The sequence below is a fragment of the Salinilacustrithrix flava genome (genome assembly GCF_041228405.1).
Taxonomy (GTDB): domain Bacteria; phylum Actinomycetota; class Acidimicrobiia; order Acidimicrobiales; family Salinilacustritrichaceae; genus Salinilacustrithrix; species Salinilacustrithrix flava.
Map to the genome: position 1 here is coordinate 105,822 of NZ_CP133888.1, position 16,715 is coordinate 122,536.

Annotated in this window: 20 protein-coding genes; 13 read left to right on the top strand and 7 right to left on the bottom strand. The window is 71.5% G+C overall.

The window, feature by feature from the left end; all coding sequences use genetic code 11:
- Positions 1 to 40: 40 nt before the first annotated feature.
- The 7 genes from RGQ06_RS00535 to RGQ06_RS00565 all read left to right on the top strand — a co-directional run bounded on the left by RGQ06_RS00535 (position 41) and on the right by RGQ06_RS00565 (position 5,011).
- On the top strand, positions 41 to 1,429 hold the full coding sequence (locus RGQ06_RS00535; RefSeq protein WP_432428264.1) for an amidase: 1,389 nt from the start codon (positions 41 to 43) through the stop codon (positions 1,427 to 1,429).
- Between the two features lie 35 nt (positions 1,430 to 1,464).
- Entirely contained in the window at positions 1,465 to 1,650 is a 186-nt protein-coding gene (locus RGQ06_RS00540; RefSeq protein ID WP_432428265.1) for a hypothetical protein, read from the top strand.
- Between the two features lie 27 nt (positions 1,651 to 1,677).
- The gene (locus RGQ06_RS00545; RefSeq protein ID WP_432428266.1) at positions 1,678 to 1,947 is read left to right on the top strand and encodes a GlsB/YeaQ/YmgE family stress response membrane protein; all 270 of its coding nucleotides are present in this window, start codon (positions 1,678 to 1,680) and stop codon (positions 1,945 to 1,947) included.
- Positions 1,948 to 2,002: 55 nt separating this feature from the next.
- Positions 2,003 to 3,181 (top strand): steroid 3-ketoacyl-CoA thiolase, encoded by a 1,179-nt coding sequence (locus RGQ06_RS00550; protein WP_432428267.1) that lies wholly within the window; start codon positions 2,003 to 2,005, stop codon positions 3,179 to 3,181.
- Positions 3,182 to 3,266: 85 nt separating this feature from the next.
- Entirely contained in the window at positions 3,267 to 3,782 is a 516-nt protein-coding gene (locus RGQ06_RS00555; protein WP_432428268.1) for a thermonuclease family protein, read from the top strand.
- 9 nt (positions 3,783 to 3,791) lie between these two features.
- Positions 3,792 to 4,622 carry a polysaccharide deacetylase family protein gene (locus RGQ06_RS00560; RefSeq protein ID WP_432428269.1) on the top strand — a complete coding sequence of 277 codons (831 nt, stop codon included), beginning with the start codon at positions 3,792 to 3,794 and terminating at the stop codon, positions 4,620 to 4,622.
- The gene (locus tag RGQ06_RS00565) at positions 4,619 to 5,011 is read left to right on the top strand and encodes a cupredoxin domain-containing protein (protein WP_432428270.1); all 393 of its coding nucleotides are present in this window, start codon (positions 4,619 to 4,621) and stop codon (positions 5,009 to 5,011) included. Before RGQ06_RS00560 ends, RGQ06_RS00565 begins: the two co-directional genes overlap by 4 nt.
- Before the next feature lie 6 nt (positions 5,012 to 5,017).
- Here RGQ06_RS00565 and RGQ06_RS00570 read toward each other — a convergent pair whose 3' ends face one another.
- The 3 genes from RGQ06_RS00570 to RGQ06_RS00580 are packed head-to-tail and all read right to left on the bottom strand — an operon-like array spanning position 5,018 to position 6,613.
- Positions 5,018 to 5,416 carry an SCP2 sterol-binding domain-containing protein gene (locus RGQ06_RS00570; RefSeq protein WP_432428271.1) on the bottom strand — a complete coding sequence of 133 codons (399 nt, stop codon included), beginning with the start codon at positions 5,414 to 5,416 and terminating at the stop codon, positions 5,018 to 5,020.
- Positions 5,416 to 6,297: a mycothiol conjugate amidase Mca gene (gene mca, locus RGQ06_RS00575; protein WP_432428272.1), complete on the bottom strand. Its 882-nt coding sequence runs from the start codon at positions 6,295 to 6,297 to the stop codon at positions 5,416 to 5,418. Before mca ends, RGQ06_RS00570 begins: the two co-directional genes overlap by 1 nt.
- A gap of 10 nt (positions 6,298 to 6,307) precedes the next feature.
- The gene (locus tag RGQ06_RS00580; protein ID WP_432428273.1) at positions 6,308 to 6,613 is read right to left on the bottom strand and encodes a hypothetical protein; all 306 of its coding nucleotides are present in this window, start codon (positions 6,611 to 6,613) and stop codon (positions 6,308 to 6,310) included.
- A 36-nt stretch (positions 6,614 to 6,649) separates the two neighbouring features.
- On the opposite strand from RGQ06_RS00580, the gene RGQ06_RS00585 reads away from it, so the two are divergent.
- From RGQ06_RS00585 to RGQ06_RS00600, 4 genes are read left to right on the top strand one after another with little or no spacing between them, the layout of a single operon-like run.
- Positions 6,650 to 7,381 carry a hypothetical protein gene (locus tag RGQ06_RS00585; protein ID WP_432428274.1) on the top strand — a complete coding sequence of 244 codons (732 nt, stop codon included), beginning with the start codon at positions 6,650 to 6,652 and terminating at the stop codon, positions 7,379 to 7,381.
- A 52-nt stretch (positions 7,382 to 7,433) separates the two neighbouring features.
- Positions 7,434 to 7,925 carry an NfeD family protein gene (locus RGQ06_RS00590; RefSeq protein ID WP_432428275.1) on the top strand — a complete coding sequence of 164 codons (492 nt, stop codon included), beginning with the start codon at positions 7,434 to 7,436 and terminating at the stop codon, positions 7,923 to 7,925.
- Positions 7,925 to 8,890 carry an SPFH domain-containing protein gene (locus RGQ06_RS00595; protein ID WP_432428276.1) on the top strand — a complete coding sequence of 322 codons (966 nt, stop codon included), beginning with the start codon at positions 7,925 to 7,927 and terminating at the stop codon, positions 8,888 to 8,890. The genes RGQ06_RS00590 and RGQ06_RS00595 overlap by 1 nt, the downstream gene beginning before the upstream one ends.
- Before the next feature lie 17 nt (positions 8,891 to 8,907).
- Positions 8,908 to 9,507, top strand: coding sequence for a YbhB/YbcL family Raf kinase inhibitor-like protein (locus tag RGQ06_RS00600; protein WP_432428277.1), 600 nt, complete (start codon positions 8,908 to 8,910; stop codon positions 9,505 to 9,507).
- 15 nt (positions 9,508 to 9,522) lie between these two features.
- Here RGQ06_RS00600 and RGQ06_RS00605 read toward each other — a convergent pair whose 3' ends face one another.
- Together RGQ06_RS00605 and RGQ06_RS00610 are read right to left on the bottom strand one after the other, a co-directional pair.
- Positions 9,523 to 9,996: a MaoC family dehydratase gene (locus tag RGQ06_RS00605; protein ID WP_432428278.1), complete on the bottom strand. Its 474-nt coding sequence runs from the start codon at positions 9,994 to 9,996 to the stop codon at positions 9,523 to 9,525.
- A 41-nt stretch (positions 9,997 to 10,037) separates the two neighbouring features.
- Entirely contained in the window at positions 10,038 to 10,856 is an 819-nt protein-coding gene (locus RGQ06_RS00610) for a hypothetical protein (protein ID WP_432428279.1), read from the bottom strand.
- 128 nt (positions 10,857 to 10,984) lie between these two features.
- Here RGQ06_RS00610 and RGQ06_RS00615 point away from each other — a divergent pair, with 128 nt between their 5' ends.
- Both RGQ06_RS00615 and RGQ06_RS00620 read left to right on the top strand, forming a co-directional pair.
- Positions 10,985 to 11,635, top strand: coding sequence for a hypothetical protein (locus RGQ06_RS00615; protein ID WP_432428280.1), 651 nt, complete (start codon positions 10,985 to 10,987; stop codon positions 11,633 to 11,635).
- Between the two features lie 290 nt (positions 11,636 to 11,925).
- On the top strand, positions 11,926 to 12,462 hold the full coding sequence (locus RGQ06_RS00620; protein WP_432428281.1) for a hypothetical protein: 537 nt from the start codon (positions 11,926 to 11,928) through the stop codon (positions 12,460 to 12,462).
- On the opposite strand, the gene RGQ06_RS00625 is transcribed toward RGQ06_RS00620, so the two are convergent.
- A complete protein-coding gene (locus RGQ06_RS00625; RefSeq protein WP_432428282.1) occupies positions 12,435 to 13,079 on the bottom strand; it encodes an alpha-ketoglutarate-dependent dioxygenase AlkB in 645 nt (214 codons plus the stop codon). The two genes, RGQ06_RS00620 and RGQ06_RS00625, sit on opposite strands and share 28 nt — an antisense overlap.
- Positions 13,076 to 16,597, bottom strand: coding sequence for an error-prone DNA polymerase (locus RGQ06_RS00630; RefSeq protein ID WP_432428283.1), 3,522 nt, complete (start codon positions 16,595 to 16,597; stop codon positions 13,076 to 13,078). Before RGQ06_RS00630 ends, RGQ06_RS00625 begins: the two co-directional genes overlap by 4 nt.
- Positions 16,598 to 16,715 lie beyond the last annotated feature (118 nt).

The window sequence follows — 16,715 nt, forward strand, 5'->3', positions numbered from 1 at the left end:
CCTACGGAGCGCCCCGCGCCGTTCCCTAGTGTCCCTGGCCATGACCGACGCCCCCTGGCTGCAGGACGCCTGCTCGCTCGTCGACGCCTACCGGGACGGATCCCGCAACCCCGTCGAGGACACCCGGGCGTGCCTCGACGCCATCGAGGCCTCCGACCTGAACGCCTTCTCCCACGTCGACGCCGACGCCGCCCTGGCTGGGGCGAAGGCCGCCGACGTCTCGCTCCCCTTCGGTGGCGTGCCCATGGGGATCAAGGAGCTCGAGAAGGTCGAGGGCTGGCCGGACACCGAGGCGTCGCTGGTGTTCCGGGACCGCATCGGCGACCACGACAGCACCATGGTCGCCCGCCTCCGCGACGCCGGCGCGGTCATCGTCGGCCTCTGCGCCGCCTCCGAGTTCGGGGGCCTCAACGTGTCCACCACCCGCCTGAACGGGACCACGCACAACCCGTGGGAGCACGGCCGCACGGCCGGCGGCTCCTCGGGTGGGTCCGCGTCAGCCGTCGCCGGCGGGCTGGTGCCGATCGCCAGCGGCGGGGACGGCGGCGGCTCCATCCGCATCCCGGCCGGCTTCAACGGCAACGTCGGGATGAAGGGCACGGCGGGGCGGATCCCCCGGGGCCCGAAGACCGAGATCGCGCCGCTCACCGTGGTGAAGGGCTGCCAGGCCCGCAGCGTGCGCGACGTGGCTCGCTGGTACGACGTGTGCGCCGGCTACGACTTCCGCGACCCGTACTCGCTGCCCAGCCCCGGCGGCTGGGAGGCCGGCCTCGGCACCCACGACCTCACCGGGTTGCGGGTCGCCGTCGTGCCCGACCTCGGCCGCGCCGTGCTGCGCCCCGAGGTGGAGGCCAACGTGCGGGACGCGGCCGCCGCGCTCATCGCCGACGCCGGCCTGGTCCAGGTCGACGTCGACGTGGCCCTGCCGGGCCTCGGGTTCGAGTGGGCGATGTCGAACCTGGCCCAGCTGGCCAAGGACCTGGACGGGCTCTGGCCGGCGTGCAAGGACGACCTCACCCGGGAGATGGCGATGGGCTTCGAGATGGCCCACTCCAGCTACGACCTGACCATGGCCGCGCAGGTGGAGCGGCGCCGCACCGAGCTGAACGAGGCGCTGGCCGACGTCTTCGACCAGGTCGACCTGGTGATCTCGGCCACGAACCCCGACGTGGCCTACCCGGCCGAGATCACCGCCAACACCCGGGTCGGCGACCAGAAGGTCGGCCTGGAGAACAACGGCCTGCTCACGATCCCGGCGAACATCGTCGGCAACCCCGCCGTCTCGGTCCCCGTGGCGCCCGCCTTCGGGCTCCCCGTCGGCATGCAGATCATGGCCCGCCACCACCAGGACGCCCTGCTCCTGGACCTGGCCCTGCAGGTCGAGCGGACCCTCCCCTGGCCCCTCGTCGCCCCCGGCGCGCCCGTCTGATCGTTCTTGTCAGACCCCCTGCGGATGATGGGGGCATGGCAACGCAGACCAGCCTCCGCATCCCCGGCCCCCGCCAGGAGGCCTTCCACCTCGACCCCCGCAGCCGGGAAGCCGGCCGCAAGGGCCTCCTCAAGGCCCGGGCCGCCCTGGCCGACACCATCGCCCGCACCCAGGCCGAGCGCCGGGCCGAAGCCGGCGAGCAGCACGCCCACGCGGCCTGACGGTGGCCCTGGGTACCCTCGGCGCCCATGGGCATCCTCGGCTGGATCATCGTCGGGCTCGTCGCCGGCGGGCTGGCGGGCCGGGTCACCGGCTACCGGGGCGGCGGCTGCATCTCGACCATGATCGTGGGCATCGTCGGGGGCCTGCTGGGCGGCGCGCTGTTCTCCGCTGCCGGCGACGAGGGCATCGGCGACTTCGGTCTCCGCTCGATGTTCGTCGCCTTCATCGGTGCCACGGTCCTGTTGCTGGTCTTCGGTGCCCTGACGGGCCGAGGTCGCCGTCGCCGCCGGTGGTGAGCGGCCGCCGCCTCGCCCTTGACCGCACGGTCAAGACCGGCCGTACACTGCCGCCATGACCGACGTTGTGATCATCGATGCCGTCCGGACGCCCGTGGGCCGCCGTGGCGGTGGCCTGTCCACCATGCACCCGGGCGAGCTGCTCGGCATCGCCCAGCAGGCGCTCATCGAGCGCACGGGCATCGATCCGGCCGAGGTCGGCCAGGTCGTGGCCGGCTGCGTCTCCCAGGTCGGCGAGCAGGCCTTCAACATCGGTCGCACCGCCTGGCTGGCCGCCGGGCTGCCCCAGTCGGTCGCCGCCACCACGGTCGACACGCAGTGCGGCTCCTCCCAGCAGGCCACCAACCTGGCCACCGCCCTGGTCGCCGGCGGCGCGGTCGACGTGGCCGTCGCCTGCGGCGTCGAGGTCATGAGCCGCATCCCGATCGGCTCCAGCGGCCGCAAGGACTTCGGCCTCGGCATCCCGATCCCCAAGACCTACTTCGGCCGCTACGAGATGACCTCCCAGTTCGAGGGCGCCGAGCGCATCGCCGACAAGTGGGGCATCTCGCGCGAGGACACCGACGCCTTCGGCCTCCGCTCCCAGCAGCTCGCCGCCCAGGCCTGGGCCGAGGACCGCTTCGCCACCCAGATCGTGCCGGTCACCGCGCCCGACGCCGACGAGGAGGGCAACCTGCTCGACAGCACCCACACCGTCACCCGCGACGAGGGCCTGCGCGAGACCAGCCTCGAGAAGCTGGGCACCCTCAAGCCCGTCGCCCGCCCCGACGGCGTGCACACCGCCGGTTCGTCCTCCCAGATCTCCGACGGCGCAGCCGCGGTGCTGCTGATGACCGCCGACAAGGCCAAGGCGCTCGGCCTCACCCCCAAGGCCCGCATCGTCGACACCTGCAACGTCGGCGTGGACCCCGTCCTCATGCTCACCGGCCCCATCGATGCCACGTCGCACCTGCTCAAGCGGACCGGCATGAAGATGTCCGACATCGACGTCACCGAGATCAACGAGGCCTTCGCGTCGGTCGTGCTGTCCTGGGCCAAGGAGCACAACCCCGACATGGACACGGTCAACCCCAACGGCGGCGCCATCGCCCTCGGCCACCCGCTCGGCGGCACCGGCGCGGTCCTGCTCACCAAGGCCCTCCACGAGCTCGAGCGAACCGACAAGTCCACCGGCCTCGTCACCATGTGCTGCGGTGGCGGTCTCGGCACCGGCACCATCATCGAGCGCATCTAACTCTTCCTCCACTTCCCCCTTCCCGGGCGCTGCGGCGCCGGCGCCCTCTCGGAGGACGGCAGTGAGGACCCAGACCAGAATCGTCGTGCTCGCGGCCGCCAGCGTGCTGGCGGCCGCCTGCGCGTCTCCCACCCCGGGCGGCGGGCCACCGGCGGACGGCGACGGGGTGGTCACCCACGTCGTCGACGGCGACACCCTCGACGTCCGGATCGGCGGCACCGAGGAGCGGATCCGGCTCATCGGCGTGGACACGCCCGAGTCCGTCGCGCCGAACCGACCGGTGCAGTGCTACGGCGCCGAGGCATCGGCCTACCTGGCCAGCCTCGTCCCCGAGGGGACCGCCGTCCGGCTCGAGCGCGACGCCGTCGCCCGGGACCAGTTCGGCCGGCTGCTCGCCTACGTGTACCGCGCCGAGGACGACCTGATGGTCAACCTCGCCCTGGTCGAGCAGGGCTATGCCGATGCGGTCACCTACGGAGACAACGAGGCCCTCTACCCCGACCTGGTCGCCGCCGAAGCCGAGGCCCGCGACGGCGGTCGGGGCCTGTGGGGTGTGTGCGGCGGTCCCGACGTCGACATCGGGCCGCCTCCTGATCGCTAGCGTCGGGCCGTGCCGACCCTCGCCGAGCGCCTCGGGCATCCGCCCGACGCCCGATTGCTCATCGTCAACTGCGACGACCTCGGCTTCTGCCACGCAGCCAGCCACGGCGTCTACCGGGCGCTGCGGGACGGGGTGGGGACGAGCGCATCGATCATGATCCCGTGCCCGTGGGCGCGGGAGGCGGCCAGCCACTACCGGGGCGAGGACGTGGGCGTGCACCTCACGCTCACCGCCGAGCACGACCTCTACCGCTGGGGACCCATCACCCACGCCCCGTCCCTGCTCGACGGCGACGGCGGCTTCCCCCGCACCAACGTCGACGTCTGGGAGCACGCCGACCTCGACGAGGTCCGCCGGGAGTGCCGGGCGCAGGTCGAGCGGGCGATCCTGTGGGGCTTCGACGTCAGCCACCTCGACAGCCACATGGGCGTGATGCAGCTCCGCCCGGAGTTCTTCGACGTCTACCTCGACCTCGCCGTCGACTACGGCCTGCCCATCCGCCTCTCGGGCGCCTCCACCCAGCGGGCCATCGGCTTCCCCTTCCGCGACCTGGCCTCCGAGGAGGGCGTCCTGTTCCCCGACCGGTTCCTGTACGCGCCGGGCATCGGATCCCGGAAGGCGATCGAGCGGACCATCTACGACCTGCAGCCCGGCGTCACCGAGGTCTACGTGCACCCTGCGGTCGACACGCCCGAGCTGCGGGCCATCGGCGACACCTGGTCGGGGCGGGTCGACGACCTCGACCTCGTGCTCAGCTCCGAGACCCGATCCCTCCTGGAGCGGGCCGGCGTCACCCTCATCGGCTACCGGGAGCTGCGCGACGCGCAGCGGGCCGGTTGACGGTGCGTCCCCCGCTCCGGCGAGCAGCCGCCGTCGCCATCGCCGCCGCGGCCCTGCTCGGCACCGCGTGCGACAGCGAGCGCCGCGCCATCTCGCGCGACGACCTCCCCGAGGTGCCCGCCGAGCCCGACCACGTGGTGGAGCTCGGCGACGACGGCTTCGACGCCGACGAGCTCGAGGTGCTGGACAGCGACCTGGTCGAGTTCCGCATCGTCGGCGAGGACGACCACGGCATCCGGGCCGACACCCGCATCGACACCGGCCTGCTCTTCCCCGGCGAGTCCACCTTCGTGATCTTCGACCAGCCGGGCACCTACGAGGTCGTCGACATCACCGACGAGGACCAGGTGCTCCAGGTCGAATCGGTCCCGGACCCCGACGAGGAGTAGCCGGGTTCAGAACGAGGTCCGGGCCAGGAGGTCGTCGGCCGCGGCCCGCCACTCGGGCGACGTCGTCACCGGCAGCACCGACAGCATGCGACCGATGTTGCCGGTGACCTTCACCCGGCCCTGCATGAAGCCCACGTTCTGGTCGAGCTCGCCCCGGATGATGGCGACGTAGTCGTCGTAGGGCACCAGCACCGTGAAGTCCGGCTCCGGTTCGGCCGGGCCGAGCGCGCTCTCGGCGATGCGCCCGTCCTCGAGCACGGTGTGGAACACGACCTCGCCGTCGGGGCCGCCAGAGACCCGGTACTCCATGCGGGCGCTGGCGCCTGGTCGCACCGGCAGGTCGCGGGTGGCCTCCCGCTGCGCGTCGAGCCAGTCCTGGGTGAGCAGCTCGACCGATGCGCCCATCAGCGAGATGCGGCGTCGCGGACCGGGATGCCGTCGAACAGGTCGCCGGTGGACTCGTCGCTGTCCACGTGGCTCACCGCGAGGATGTACTCGTCCCACGGGTGCACGGTCGCTGCGACCTCTCGGGGCAGGCCGAACCAGAACGGCGACGTCGGGTCGATCTGGGTCGCGTGGGCGAGGAGGGCGTCCCAGCGCACGTCGGACCACTCGCCGGTGTGCACGCGGGTGGTGATGCGGTCGTCCTGGTCGGGGCGGTCGAACCACTTCTCGTCGAAGGGCGACTCGAGGCCCATCTCGAGGAACTTCTCGTGCATGGCGACCATGCGCCCCCGGGACCAGGAGGTCCAGTACACCTTGTCGACGCGGTGGGGTTCGCCGGCGTCCGGGTACCACTCGGGATCCGCCGCCCGCTCCACCGCCGGCATCGAGATGTCGTGCACCTGCAGGTGGTCGGGGTGCGGGTAGCCGCGCTGGTCGTCGCCGTAGGTGACCACGACCTGCGGGCGCTCCCGCCGCAGGATGGCAACGAGCTTGCCGACGGCCTCATCGTGGTCGGCGTTCGCGAAGGCCTCGGGGTGGGCGTTGGCGTCGGTGTCGGGCATGCCGGAGTCCCGGTAGCCGAGGTCGATGACCTCGTCGTAGCCGATGATCCGTGCAGCCTGGGCCAGCTCGTCGCGCCGCACGGCCGGCAGGTTCAGCTTCACGTCCTCCCGGTCCATGGCCGGGTTCAGGATGTCGCCGGCGGCGCCGTCGGTGCAGCACACCAGCACCGTGCGGATGCCCTCGGCCTTGCACTGCGCGATGGTCGCAGCGCCCTTCGACGACTCGTCGTCGGGGTGGGCGTGGACGGTCAGGATGCAGCGGTCGACGGAGGGGCTCACCCGCCCAACGCTAACGGTTGCTGTAGCGGTCGCTCCCGTCGCTGACCGTCCAGGCGCCGCCGCGGCGCAACCACAGCGTCGACGCGACGCCCGAGGCCAACCCGACGAGGAGGCCGACGGGCAGCGCGACGCGGAACAGGCCGGTGCGCACGATCGGGCGGTCGATGCCGTTCGGCTCGAAGGAGGCGAGCGTGTAGAAGGGGATGGCGATCAGGAAGAAGCAGATCGCAGCGGCGCCGACGCCGATGCCGATGCCGAGCGCGACGGAGCGGCCGAGGGACCTGGGCGTGGGTTCGGTCGTGGCCGGCGGTGCCATTCCGCCAACGGTACTGCTGGTCCGTACCATCCGGCCGTGCCCAGCCGCCGATCGATCGCTCGCCGCCTGACGACGCCGGCCGTGCTCGCGCTCGTCCTCGGCGGCGTGCTCACGTCCTGCGGTGACGACACCGACGAGGCCACCGCCACCGGCGACGTTCGGTCCGAGCAGGTCGAGGCCGCGGCGTTGGATGCCGGCCTCGAGGGCGACGTCGCCGAGTTCCTCGGCCTGCTGGCGCGCGGCGAGACCGCCACGTACCGGATCCGCTTCCCCGCCCCGGCCGAGGGCACCGAGCTGGTGATCGACAACCGGCCACCCGATCGCCGCGTGGAGGTCATCGCCGACGGCACCACCACCGAGGTGCGCCTCGTCACCGACGGCCAGGCCCTCACGTGCAGACCGGACCCGGAGGGCGACGACCTCACCTGCGAGCGCACCGATGCCATCGTCGAACCGCCCGGCGTGTTCCGGGCATCGGCGCTCGACGAGCTGAGCGAATCCCTCGCGGCCCGAGCCGATGACTACTCCTTCGAGATCGAGACGCTCACCGTCGCCGGCGTCGACGCCCGGTGCCTGGTCACGCGGCTCCGGAGCGGGCGGGAGTCGAGCGAGCTCGGGAGCAGCGGCACGATCTGCGCGTCGCCCGAGGGCGCTGTGCTCCTCGTCGACCAGGGCAGCGACCGGCTGGAGGCGACCGAGTACGGGACCGACGTGGCCGACGACGCCTTCGCACGACCCGACGGCACCGAGGACGACGCCGGTTCCTGACCGGGGACGAACCGGGGCACATCGACCGCGCCCGATCGGTACCATCGCCTCCGTGGACGACCCCGACTTCTGGCGGTGGGTCTGGCTGGCGGCCGCCGTGACCTTCGGTCTCGGCGAGATGGCCTCAGCGGGCACCTTCTTCCTCGTGCCCTTCGCCCTCGGCGCCACCGGCGCCGCGGTGGCTGCGTTCCTCGGCGCCCCGATCGCCATCGGCTGGCTGATCTTCGTGGTCCTGTCCGCCGTCAGCTTCGCCGCCTTCCGACCGCTCGCAGCCCGGCTCGACGCCACGACCAAGAACCCGCTCGGCGTCGGCGCCAAGCGCCTCGTCGGCGAGCACGGCGTGGTCCTCACCGAGGTCCCGCAAGGGCCCGATGAGCTCGGTTCCGTCCGCATCGGCCGCGAGGAGTGGCGGGCCGAAGCGCTCGATGGCGGGCCGCTCGCCCCCGGCACGCACGTGACCGTGCTCGAGGTCCGCGGCACCCGGGTCATCGTCTACCCCACCGGCCTCCCTACCTCCACCCGACCACCGGAAAGGCCTCACTAGTGGCCCTCATCATCGTCCTGGCCGTCCTCGGCTTCTTCCTCTTCGTGTACGTCGCCGCCGGCGTCCGGATCGTGAAGCCCTACCAGCGCGGCGTCGTCGAACGCCTCGGCAAGTACAAGGAGACCGTCGACCCGGGCCTCCGCCTCATCATCCCCCTCGTCGACCACATGCGCATCGTCGACATGCGTGAGCAGGTGGTCGACGTCCCGCCCCAGGAGGTCATCACCGAGGACAACGTGGGCGTGTCCGTCGATGCCGTCATCTACTACGAGCCCACCGACCCCCAGCGGTTGATCTACAACGTCGCCAACTTCATCCTGGCCGTCACCAAGCTGGCCCAGACCAACCTTCGAAACGTCATCGGCGACCTGCCGCTCGACGAGTCGCTGACCTCGCGCGACAAGATCAACATCGCGCTGCGCGAGATCCTGGACGACGCCACCGACAAGTGGGGCGTGCGCGTGGTCCGGGTCGAGATCCAGCGCATCGATCCGCCGCCGGACGTCATGTCCGCCATGCACGAGCAGATGAAGGCCGAGCGCACCCGCCGAGCCGTGGTCACCGAGGCCCAGGGCCGGCGCGAGGCGTCGATCACCACCGCCGAGGGCGCCAAGGCCGCCGCCATCCTCGAGGCCGAGGGCTCCAAGGCCAAGTCGGTGCTCGAGGCCGAAGGCCGGGCCGAGGCGGTGCGCAAGTTCGCCGAGGCCGAGCAGTACCGCCAGAGCGCGGTCGCCGAAGGTGAGGCTGCCGCCATCCGGTCCGTCTACCAGGCCATCCACGACGGCAACCCGTCCAACGACCTGCTCGCCATCAAGTACCTCGAGACCCTGCAGAAGCTGGGTGACGGGCAGGCCACCAAGATCATCGTGCCCACCGAGCTCGGCGGTCTGGCCGGCGCGCTGGCCGGGGTCAGCGAGCTGCTGGAGCGCAGCGGCGCCAACGGCCGCACCGACGCCAAGACCTGAGCCGTCCGATCGCACCGATGCTGCTCCGACGTCCGCGCGCGCTCGGCCTGCTCGTCGCGGCGTGCATCGGGCTCGCCGGCTGCAACGACGACGGCCGCACCCTCGAGCCGACCTCGGCCACGATGCCGGCCACCGAGGTCCCGGCCACCGCACCGGCCGACGACGGGCTCGGCCTGCGCGTCACCAGCCCCGACGTCGTCGAAGCCGGGACACTCGACCCGGCCTTCACCTGCGACGGCGTCGGCCGCGCCCCGCTCCTCGTGTTCAGCGGGATCCCGCCAGCGGCGGCGGAGCTCGCGGTCGCCATCGTCGACCTGGATGCGAGCGACTTCGTGCACCTCGTCGTCGCCGGCCTGCCCAGCACCACGGCGCAGCTGGATCCGATGCAGCTCCCGGACACCGCGGTCGTTGGCCGCACCGATTCCGACGAGCTCGGGTGGGACCCACCCTGCCCGCCGCCGGGGGACGCAGCGCACCGCTACGAGATCCGGCTCTACGCGATGGCCGAGCCGATCGGCCTCGCTCCCGGTCTGCCCGGGAACGAGGCCATCGCGCTGATCGAGGCGGCGGCCATCGACGTGGGCCGCCTCGGGTTCACCTACGCCGCTGCGGGGTGAGCGGCGGCCGGCCGATCAGCCGTAGGTGAGGCGGGTGATCCAGTCGGCGATGACCGCCGGCTTGTCGGAGCCCTCGACCTCGATGGTGTAGGTGCGGGTCGCGTTGACCGAGCTGCCCTTGATCTCGGCGGCCTTGAGCACGGCCTTGGCCCGGATGCGGGAGCCGCTCGGGACCGGGGCGATGAAGCGGATCTTGTCGAAGCCGTAGTTCACGCCCATGATCACGCCCTTGAGCGTCTCCGGGTCCTGCTTGATCGAGCTCGAGAGCGGGACGAGCAGGGAGAGGGTGAGGAAGCCGTGGGCGATGGTGCCGCCGAAGGGGGTGTTCTTCGCCGCCTCGGGATCGACGTGGATGAACTGGTGGTCCATCGTGACGTCGGCGAACTGGTTGATCATCTCCTGGGTGACCTGGATCCACTCGCCCGGCTCGCTCTCCTGGCCGATCAGGGTCTGGAACTTGGCGTGGGCGGCCTCTGCGGCTTCGGACATCTTCAGGTCTCCTCGTACGTGGTCTCGATGGCGGGGCGACCCTAGCGGCGGTCGTCGTCGGCGACGGGCTCTGCGAGCTCGCCCTCGGTCGCCTCGATCCCGGTGTCCGTCTCGGTCTCCGGCTCGTTCGACTCGTCCTCGGTGACCTCGGTGGCCTCCACGTCGATGACCTCGCCATCGCCCGCCGCTGCCTTCTTCGCCCGGATCTCCGCGAGCCGCTCCTTGGACTCGGCGCGGCGGGACTGGAAGCCGCCGACGGCCAGGGCGATCATCGAGGGCAGGGTGATGATCCCGTAGGGGCCGGCGAACAGGAAGATGTACGCAGCCAGGGCGATCATGGCCATGGTCCACGCCGTGGATCGCTGCGGCTTCTTCGTGAACCACACGGCGGCGCCGGTGATGAGGATCGGCGTGAGCATCACGCCGGCGGCCACGGCCGGACCTTCCTCGTCGAGCAGCTTGGCGTCGTCGACGTAGGTGACCGTTCCGGCGTCCTCGTCGACCTCCTGGTCGTCCTCGTCGATCTCCTCGAGCACGGGATCGTCGATGGGGACCTCGCGCTGGACCTGGACCGGGGCGATCAGCAGGGTGGCAGCGGAGACGATCGTGAACAGGAAGGCCATCACGACGGCGCGCTGGCCGGGGATGCTGTAGCGGCTCTTGCGGTCCGCCCGGGCCTGCGCCTTGGACCCCTTGCCCTTCGCCGAGGTGCGGGTGTTGGCCGTGGGCTCGGCCTTCTCCCGCTCGCCACGAGCGATGGCGGTCGCCTCGCCGGCGTGCACCGACCGGGCCTGGCGGGCCTCCCGACGCTGGCGGTTCTGCCGCTGACGCTGCTGCTTGTTCGGTCGCTTCGAAGCCATCGCCAGATGACGGTAGAGGCCCCGGTCGGGATGACCCCATTCACGCCCGGCGCACCGCTGCCGCCAAGTGGGGCGAAAGGGACCGAGAGACCTTTTCAGGTCATGTTGCACCTGACTACATTTCTCGCATGCGGCGGCTCCTCCACGGCCTTCTCGGCGCCACCCTCCTCCTCGGCGCCTGCGGGGGCGACGATGACGACAGCGATCGGGCGGCGGTCACGTCCATCCCGGAGGAGACGACCTCTTCGACGTCATCGACCACCACCGAACCCCGCACCGTCGCTCCCGACGTGATCCCTCAGGACGAGAGCCAGATCACCGAGGAGTACGTCGAGCAGGTCCTCAACGAGCTGTTCCGGGTCTCGCGGGATGCGTTGGTTCATACGAGAGAGGCAACTCTCGTCGATGAGGCCACAATCGAACTCTTGGAGAGCATCTACACGAAGGATCAAGCGCAGGAGGCGATCAACGGACTGATCGAGATCGCCTTTGAAGACTTCGCCAATTTCCAGGCAGACCCGCAACCCGCGACGGCGGACGTCTTGGAACTGATCGATCGCCACCGGGAATGCGTTTTCGCAGAGGTTCGCTTTGACAGTTCCGGGTTGGTCACCGACTTCCAAGCCCTCCCTGACCATGTCAGAGGTTTCGTGCGTCTGTTGCCAGCCACGGAGGCGAACCGGGCGCCGGGACACAATCCCACGGCTTGGGTTATCGCTGCGCTCCCGGCGACGGAGGACGGAACAGTTCCAGCCGAAACATGCTCGGACCCGTCATGAGAAACCTCGTGCGCTGCGTCTTGGCGTTGACGTCACTACTGATCGTTGCGGTTCCGGCGGCCGCGGAGCACAAGAAGTCTTGCGGCATCGATGGCAACTCTCCTGGCGAGTACATCTGCCAAGGCACGAGTGCAGGGCATGACGTGCGAGACGATGTTGTCCCCGTCCAGTCTGGACCGCCGACGACCGCCTACCCATTCCGCGAGCTCTGGCGTCCGGTCCTGAGTCAGGACCCTGATGGCAATCCCTGCCTCACGACAGAGACCGCTCGTCTCGGCCGCGATCCGACGATGGCAGAGGACATCGAGTCCGAGAGGCAGTTCCTGCGTCTCCTCCGCACGTACTCACTCTGCCCCGACGTACCTGCGCTGCCGACGACGACGCCGGCCATGGAGGCCGCCGAGTTCCTCCGGCAGATCGACCTGCCCGTGCCGACCCCCTACGTCCAGCCCGACGCCCTGCCGGTCGGGTTCGAGGCGTTCCTCGAGACGGGGGCGCCCACGAACCGGACCTACGGTCCCGTCGACACGCCGTTCGGGCCGCTGACCCTCACCGCCACGGCCCAGGTCTACGTCGACTGGGACGACCCCCACGACGACGTCGCCGGCGAGCACGGCCCCTACACCGGCCAGCCCGGGCCCCACCCCAGCGGCGAGATCACGCACGTGTACCAGCACCACGGCATGTACGACATCGCCGTCCGCTACGTGTGGACGGCCAGCTGGGCGATCGGCGACGTCAGCGGGACCATCGAAGGGGTCGAGACGTCCGGCAGCTACCCGGCCCCGGGGTTCGAGGCCTACAGCCGCGAGGCCGTGGGACGCTGAGGTGCTGCGGCCTCCCAGCGGGGCCGGAACATGATGGACATGCGGGGACCCACGGCGCGGTTCGTCTTCGGCACACCGTGGCGCCACGTGCGCTGGATCGTGCCGCCCATCACGAGCAGGTCGCCGTGGCCGAGGTCGAACGAGACCGAACCGCCGCCGGCGACCGGTGCGAGCAGGAACCGGCGGGGCGCACCGCACGACACGGTGGCCATGACCGAGCTGTGCATCTCCCGTGCGACCGTGTCGCCGTGGGGGGCCACCGAGTCCCGACCGTCCCGGTAGAGGGCGAGACCGATCCGGTCCATCCGCTCGCCGAATCGCTCCCGGAGCGCCCGGGTGATCTCGCGCAGCACCGGGTGACCCGGTCCACTCTTCGGGATCGACGCGGTGAGGCGTGGCACGTCGACGATGCGGTCGTACATGGGGCGCCGACCGGCGTGCCACGACGTCGTCTCGGTCAGCTCCTCCATCAGCGTCTGGTCGCCGCCGACCCAACCCGGCACCCGGACGATCCACGCGCCGTGGGCCAGGTGCTCGCGATCCTCGGGCAGCGGGCCGGTGAGATGGGGCTCGGCGGCACCGAAGAGCGACCCTTGGAGGGGGGCGTGGACGCTCATCGGAAGTCTCGGCTCTTGGGCGTGCCGCCGACGGGGAGCGGCGACAGGCGCTCGGCCACGACGTTGATGACGCCCTCGGCCCGCTCGCAGCGACCGCGGATGAGCATGGCCGGGGCGCTGAGGGCGACCTTGCGGTGGGCGTTCCAGCAGCCGCGGGACACCACCACGTTGATGAGTCCGGTCTCGTCCTCGAGGTTGAGGAACATGGTGCCGCCGGCGGTGGCGGGGCGTTGGCGGTGGGTGACGACCCCGCCGATGAGGACCTTGGAGCCGGGCTCCACGTCCCACAGGCCCGCGGAGGTCACCACGCCGAGGCGGTCGAGGTCCTCCCGGATGAAGCGGGTGGGGTGGCCGTCGGGGCTCATGCCGGTGGACCACAGATCGGCCCGGGCCTCCTCGAAGTCGTCCATGCCGGGCAGCGTGGGGGCGTCGGCGCCGGTGACGATGCCGGGGAGCCGGTCGACCCCGCCCTGGGCCACCGACCCGGCCTGCCACAGCGCCTCGCGCCGGGAGAGCGGTTCGCCGGTGCGGGGCGAGCGGAAGCAGCCGAACGCACCGGCGGTGGCCAGCGCCTCGAGCTGGGGCAGGGTGAGCGGCACCCGACGGGCGAGGTCCTCCATCGAGGCGAACGGCCCGCCGGCGTCGCGGGCGGCCTCGATCTGGCGGGCCACGTCGTCGCCGATGTTGCGGACCTCGCGCAGGCCGAGCTGCACCACCGGACCACCCTTGCCCCACACCTCCGCCGGCAGCCCTCGGGTGGCGACCTCCGGCGGTTCCGGCGCGCTACAGGAGAACTGCCAGTTCTCATCGGGGTGGTCCCACATCAGCATCGCCTTGGCGGCGGAGACCGACACGTCGGGGGTGCGGACCTCGACGCCGTGGCGGCGGGCGTCCTGGATGAGCGAGTGCGGGGACCAGAACCCCATGGGCTGGGCGTTGAGCAGGCCGGCGCAGAACGCGGCGGGGTGGAACCGCTTCAGCCACGACGAGGCGTAGACCAGGTAGGCGAAGGACACCGAGTGACTCTCGGGGAAGCCGTAGTTGGCGAAGGCGGCCAGCTTCAGCCAGATCTGCTCGATGACGTCGTCGGGCACGTCGCGCTCGCGGGCGCCGGCGGTGAAGCGGTCGTGCAGGCGCTCCATCCGCTCGGGCGAGCGCTTGGAGCCCATGGCCTGGCGGAGCTGGTCGGCCTCGGCCGGGGTGAAGCCGCCGACGTCGATGGCCATCTGCATGAGCTGCTCCTGGAACAGCGGCACCCCCAAGGTCTTCTCCAGCGAGGGCTGCAGCAGCGGGTGGAGGTAGGTGACCTCCTCCTGGCCGTTGCGCCGGCGGATGTAGGGGTGGACCGAGCCGCCCTGGATGGGGCCGGGCCGGATGAGGGCGACCTCGACCACCAGGTCGTAGAAGGTGCGGGGTCGCAGCCGGGGCAGCGTGGCCATCTGGGCCCGGGACTCGACCTGGAACACGCCCACCGAGTCGGCCGCGACGAGCATGTCGTAGACCTCGTCGTCCTGGGGGATCTCGGCCAGGTCGAGCTCGATGCCGTGTGCGGCCTGCACCAGGTCGATGGTCTCGTGCAGGGCCGTGAGCATGCCGAGGCCGAGCAGGTCGAACTTCACGAGGCCGGCCGCGGCGCAGTCGTCCTTGTCCCACTGCAGCACCGATCGGATGGGGAGATCGGATCGGACGGTGGCGCCCTCCCGGCCCTGGAAGCGACCCCACTCGACCGGGCAGACCTCGACCACCGGCCGGTCGCACAGCACCATGCCGCCGGAGTGGATGCCGAGGTGGCGGGGGAAGTGCTCGACCTCGGCAGCCAGCTCGACCACGTCGGCGGGAAGCTCCTCGGCCGCGCCGGGCTGGGACATGGTGGAGGCGATGTTGCCCCAGGCATCCGCAGCCTTGGCGAAGGCGTCCTGCTGGCCGGTGGCGTAGCCGAGGGCCTTGGCCATGTCCCGGATCGAGGACCGGGCCCGGTAGGTGATGACGTTGGCGACCTGGGCGGCGTGGCGGCGGCCGTGGCGCTCGTAGACGTACTGGATGACCTCCTCGCGCCGGTTGGACTCGATGTCGATGTCGATGTCCGGCGGACCGTCGCGCTCGGGTGACAGGAAGCGCTCGAACAGCAGCTTCAGCTTCACGGCATCGGCCTTGGTGATGCCGAGGGCGAAGCACACCGCCGAGTTGGCCGCGCTCCCCCGGCCCTGGCAGTAGATGCCCGACCGGCGGCAGAAGTCGACCAGGTCCCACACGATGAGGAAGTAGCCGGGGAAGCCGAGGGTCTCGATGAGGGCGAGCTCGTGGTCGATCTGGGCCCACGCCCCCGGCTCGCGCTCGGCGTGCCGGGGCCCGTACCGGCGGGTGGCGCCCTCCTCGGTGAGGCGGCGCAGGTACGCCATCTCGGACAGGCCGTCGGGGCACGGGAACGGCGGCAGGTTCGGGGCCACCAGGTGCAGGTCGAACGCGCACGCCCGGCCCAGCTCGGCGGCCCGCTCCACCGCGCCCGGGTAGCGGGCGAAGCGGCGGGCCTGCTCCTCACCCGAGCGCAGGTGGGCGGTGGCCGCCGGGGGCAGCCAGCCGTCGGCGTCGTCGAGGCTGCGCCGGGCCCGGACCGCGGCCAGCGCGGTGGCCAGCCGGCGGTCGCCCGGGGTGGCGTAGTGCACGTTGTTGGTGGCCACGACCTCGACCCCGACCCGGTCGGCGATGGCGGCCAGCGCGTCGTTGCGCGCCGAGTCGAGCGGGTCGTGGTGGTCCCACAGCTCGACCACCACGTTGCCGGCGCCGAAGGTGTCGACGAGGCGGCGCACCTCCCGTTCGGCCGCGGCCGGACCGTGGGCGTGCAGCGCCTGGTTGACCGCCCCCTTCCGGCAGCCGGTGAGGACGAGCCACTCCCCGCCGTGGGCGCGGGACCAGTCGATGCCGTCGTACACCGGCTTGCCCTTCTGGGCTGCGCTGATGGCGGTCTGCTCCGCAGCACCGCGTGCCGGCTGCTCGCTGGCGCTCCCGACGCCGGCGTACCCCGAGCCGAGTTGCGCGCGGGAGATGGTGTCGGCCAAGCGGGCGTAGCCGGCCGGTCCCCGGGCCAGCACCAGCAGGTGGGAGCCCTCGGGGTCGGCGATGCCGTTCTGGGGCTGGGTCAGCCCGAGGGACAGCTCGGCCCCGAACACGGTGGGCAGCCCCGCCACGCGGGCCGCCTCGGCGAAGCGGACGACGCCGTAGAAGCCGTCGTGGTCGGTGAGGGCGAGAGCCTCGAGGCCGAGGCGGGTGGCCTCCTCGGCGAGGGTCTCGGGGTGGGAGGCACCGTCGAGGAAGCTGAAGTTCGAGTGGCAGTGCAGCTCGGCGTAGGGGACGGTGGCGGTGCGCCGCTGCAGGTCGGCCGGCGGCACGTAGGACGGACGGTGGTAGGACCAGGCCGGGCTGTCGCCGCCGTCACCCTGGGCGCGGGTGGGCTTGCGGTGCCGGTCCGAGAGGGTCCGCTCCAGCTCGGACCAGGAGACGCCGGGGTTGTTGAAGCCCACGTCAGGAACGGTAGACGAACAGGTGTTCGGCCACCAGAAGCCTGGGTTATGGACCTCATAGCGACGATCGCGGAGACAGGCCCACCTGCGGCTGGTATCACAGGGTGAGGAGCACCAC

What these genes read in the sequence shown, in the direction of transcription:
- RGQ06_RS00545 (WP_432428266.1), top strand. Translation starts at nt 1,678, where the DNA reads ATGGGCATCCTCGGCTGGATCATCGTCGGGCTCGTCGCCGGCGGGCTG.
- RGQ06_RS00600 (WP_432428277.1), top strand. Translation starts at nt 8,908, where the DNA reads ATGCTGCTCCGACGTCCGCGCGCGCTCGGCCTGCTCGTCGCGGCGTGC.
- RGQ06_RS00610 (WP_432428279.1), bottom strand. Translation starts at nt 10,856, where the DNA reads ATGGCTTCGAAGCGACCGAACAAGCAGCAGCGTCAGCGGCAGAACCGC.
- RGQ06_RS00550 (WP_432428267.1), top strand. Translation starts at nt 2,003, where the DNA reads ATGACCGACGTTGTGATCATCGATGCCGTCCGGACGCCCGTGGGCCGC.
- RGQ06_RS00615 (WP_432428280.1), top strand. Translation starts at nt 10,985, where the DNA reads ATGCGGCGGCTCCTCCACGGCCTTCTCGGCGCCACCCTCCTCCTCGGC.
- RGQ06_RS00580 (WP_432428273.1), bottom strand. Translation starts at nt 6,613, where the DNA reads ATGGCACCGCCGGCCACGACCGAACCCACGCCCAGGTCCCTCGGCCGC.
- RGQ06_RS00605 (WP_432428278.1), bottom strand. Translation starts at nt 9,996, where the DNA reads ATGTCCGAAGCCGCAGAGGCCGCCCACGCCAAGTTCCAGACCCTGATC.
- RGQ06_RS00570 (WP_432428271.1), bottom strand. Translation starts at nt 5,416, where the DNA reads ATGGGCGCATCGGTCGAGCTGCTCACCCAGGACTGGCTCGACGCGCAG.
- RGQ06_RS00535 (WP_432428264.1), top strand. Translation starts at nt 41, where the DNA reads ATGACCGACGCCCCCTGGCTGCAGGACGCCTGCTCGCTCGTCGACGCC.
- RGQ06_RS00540 (WP_432428265.1), top strand. Translation starts at nt 1,465, where the DNA reads ATGGCAACGCAGACCAGCCTCCGCATCCCCGGCCCCCGCCAGGAGGCC.
- RGQ06_RS00625 (WP_432428282.1), bottom strand. Translation starts at nt 13,079, where the DNA reads ATGAGCGTCCACGCCCCCCTCCAAGGGTCGCTCTTCGGTGCCGCCGAG.
- RGQ06_RS00620 (WP_432428281.1), top strand. Translation starts at nt 11,926, where the DNA reads ATGGCAGAGGACATCGAGTCCGAGAGGCAGTTCCTGCGTCTCCTCCGC.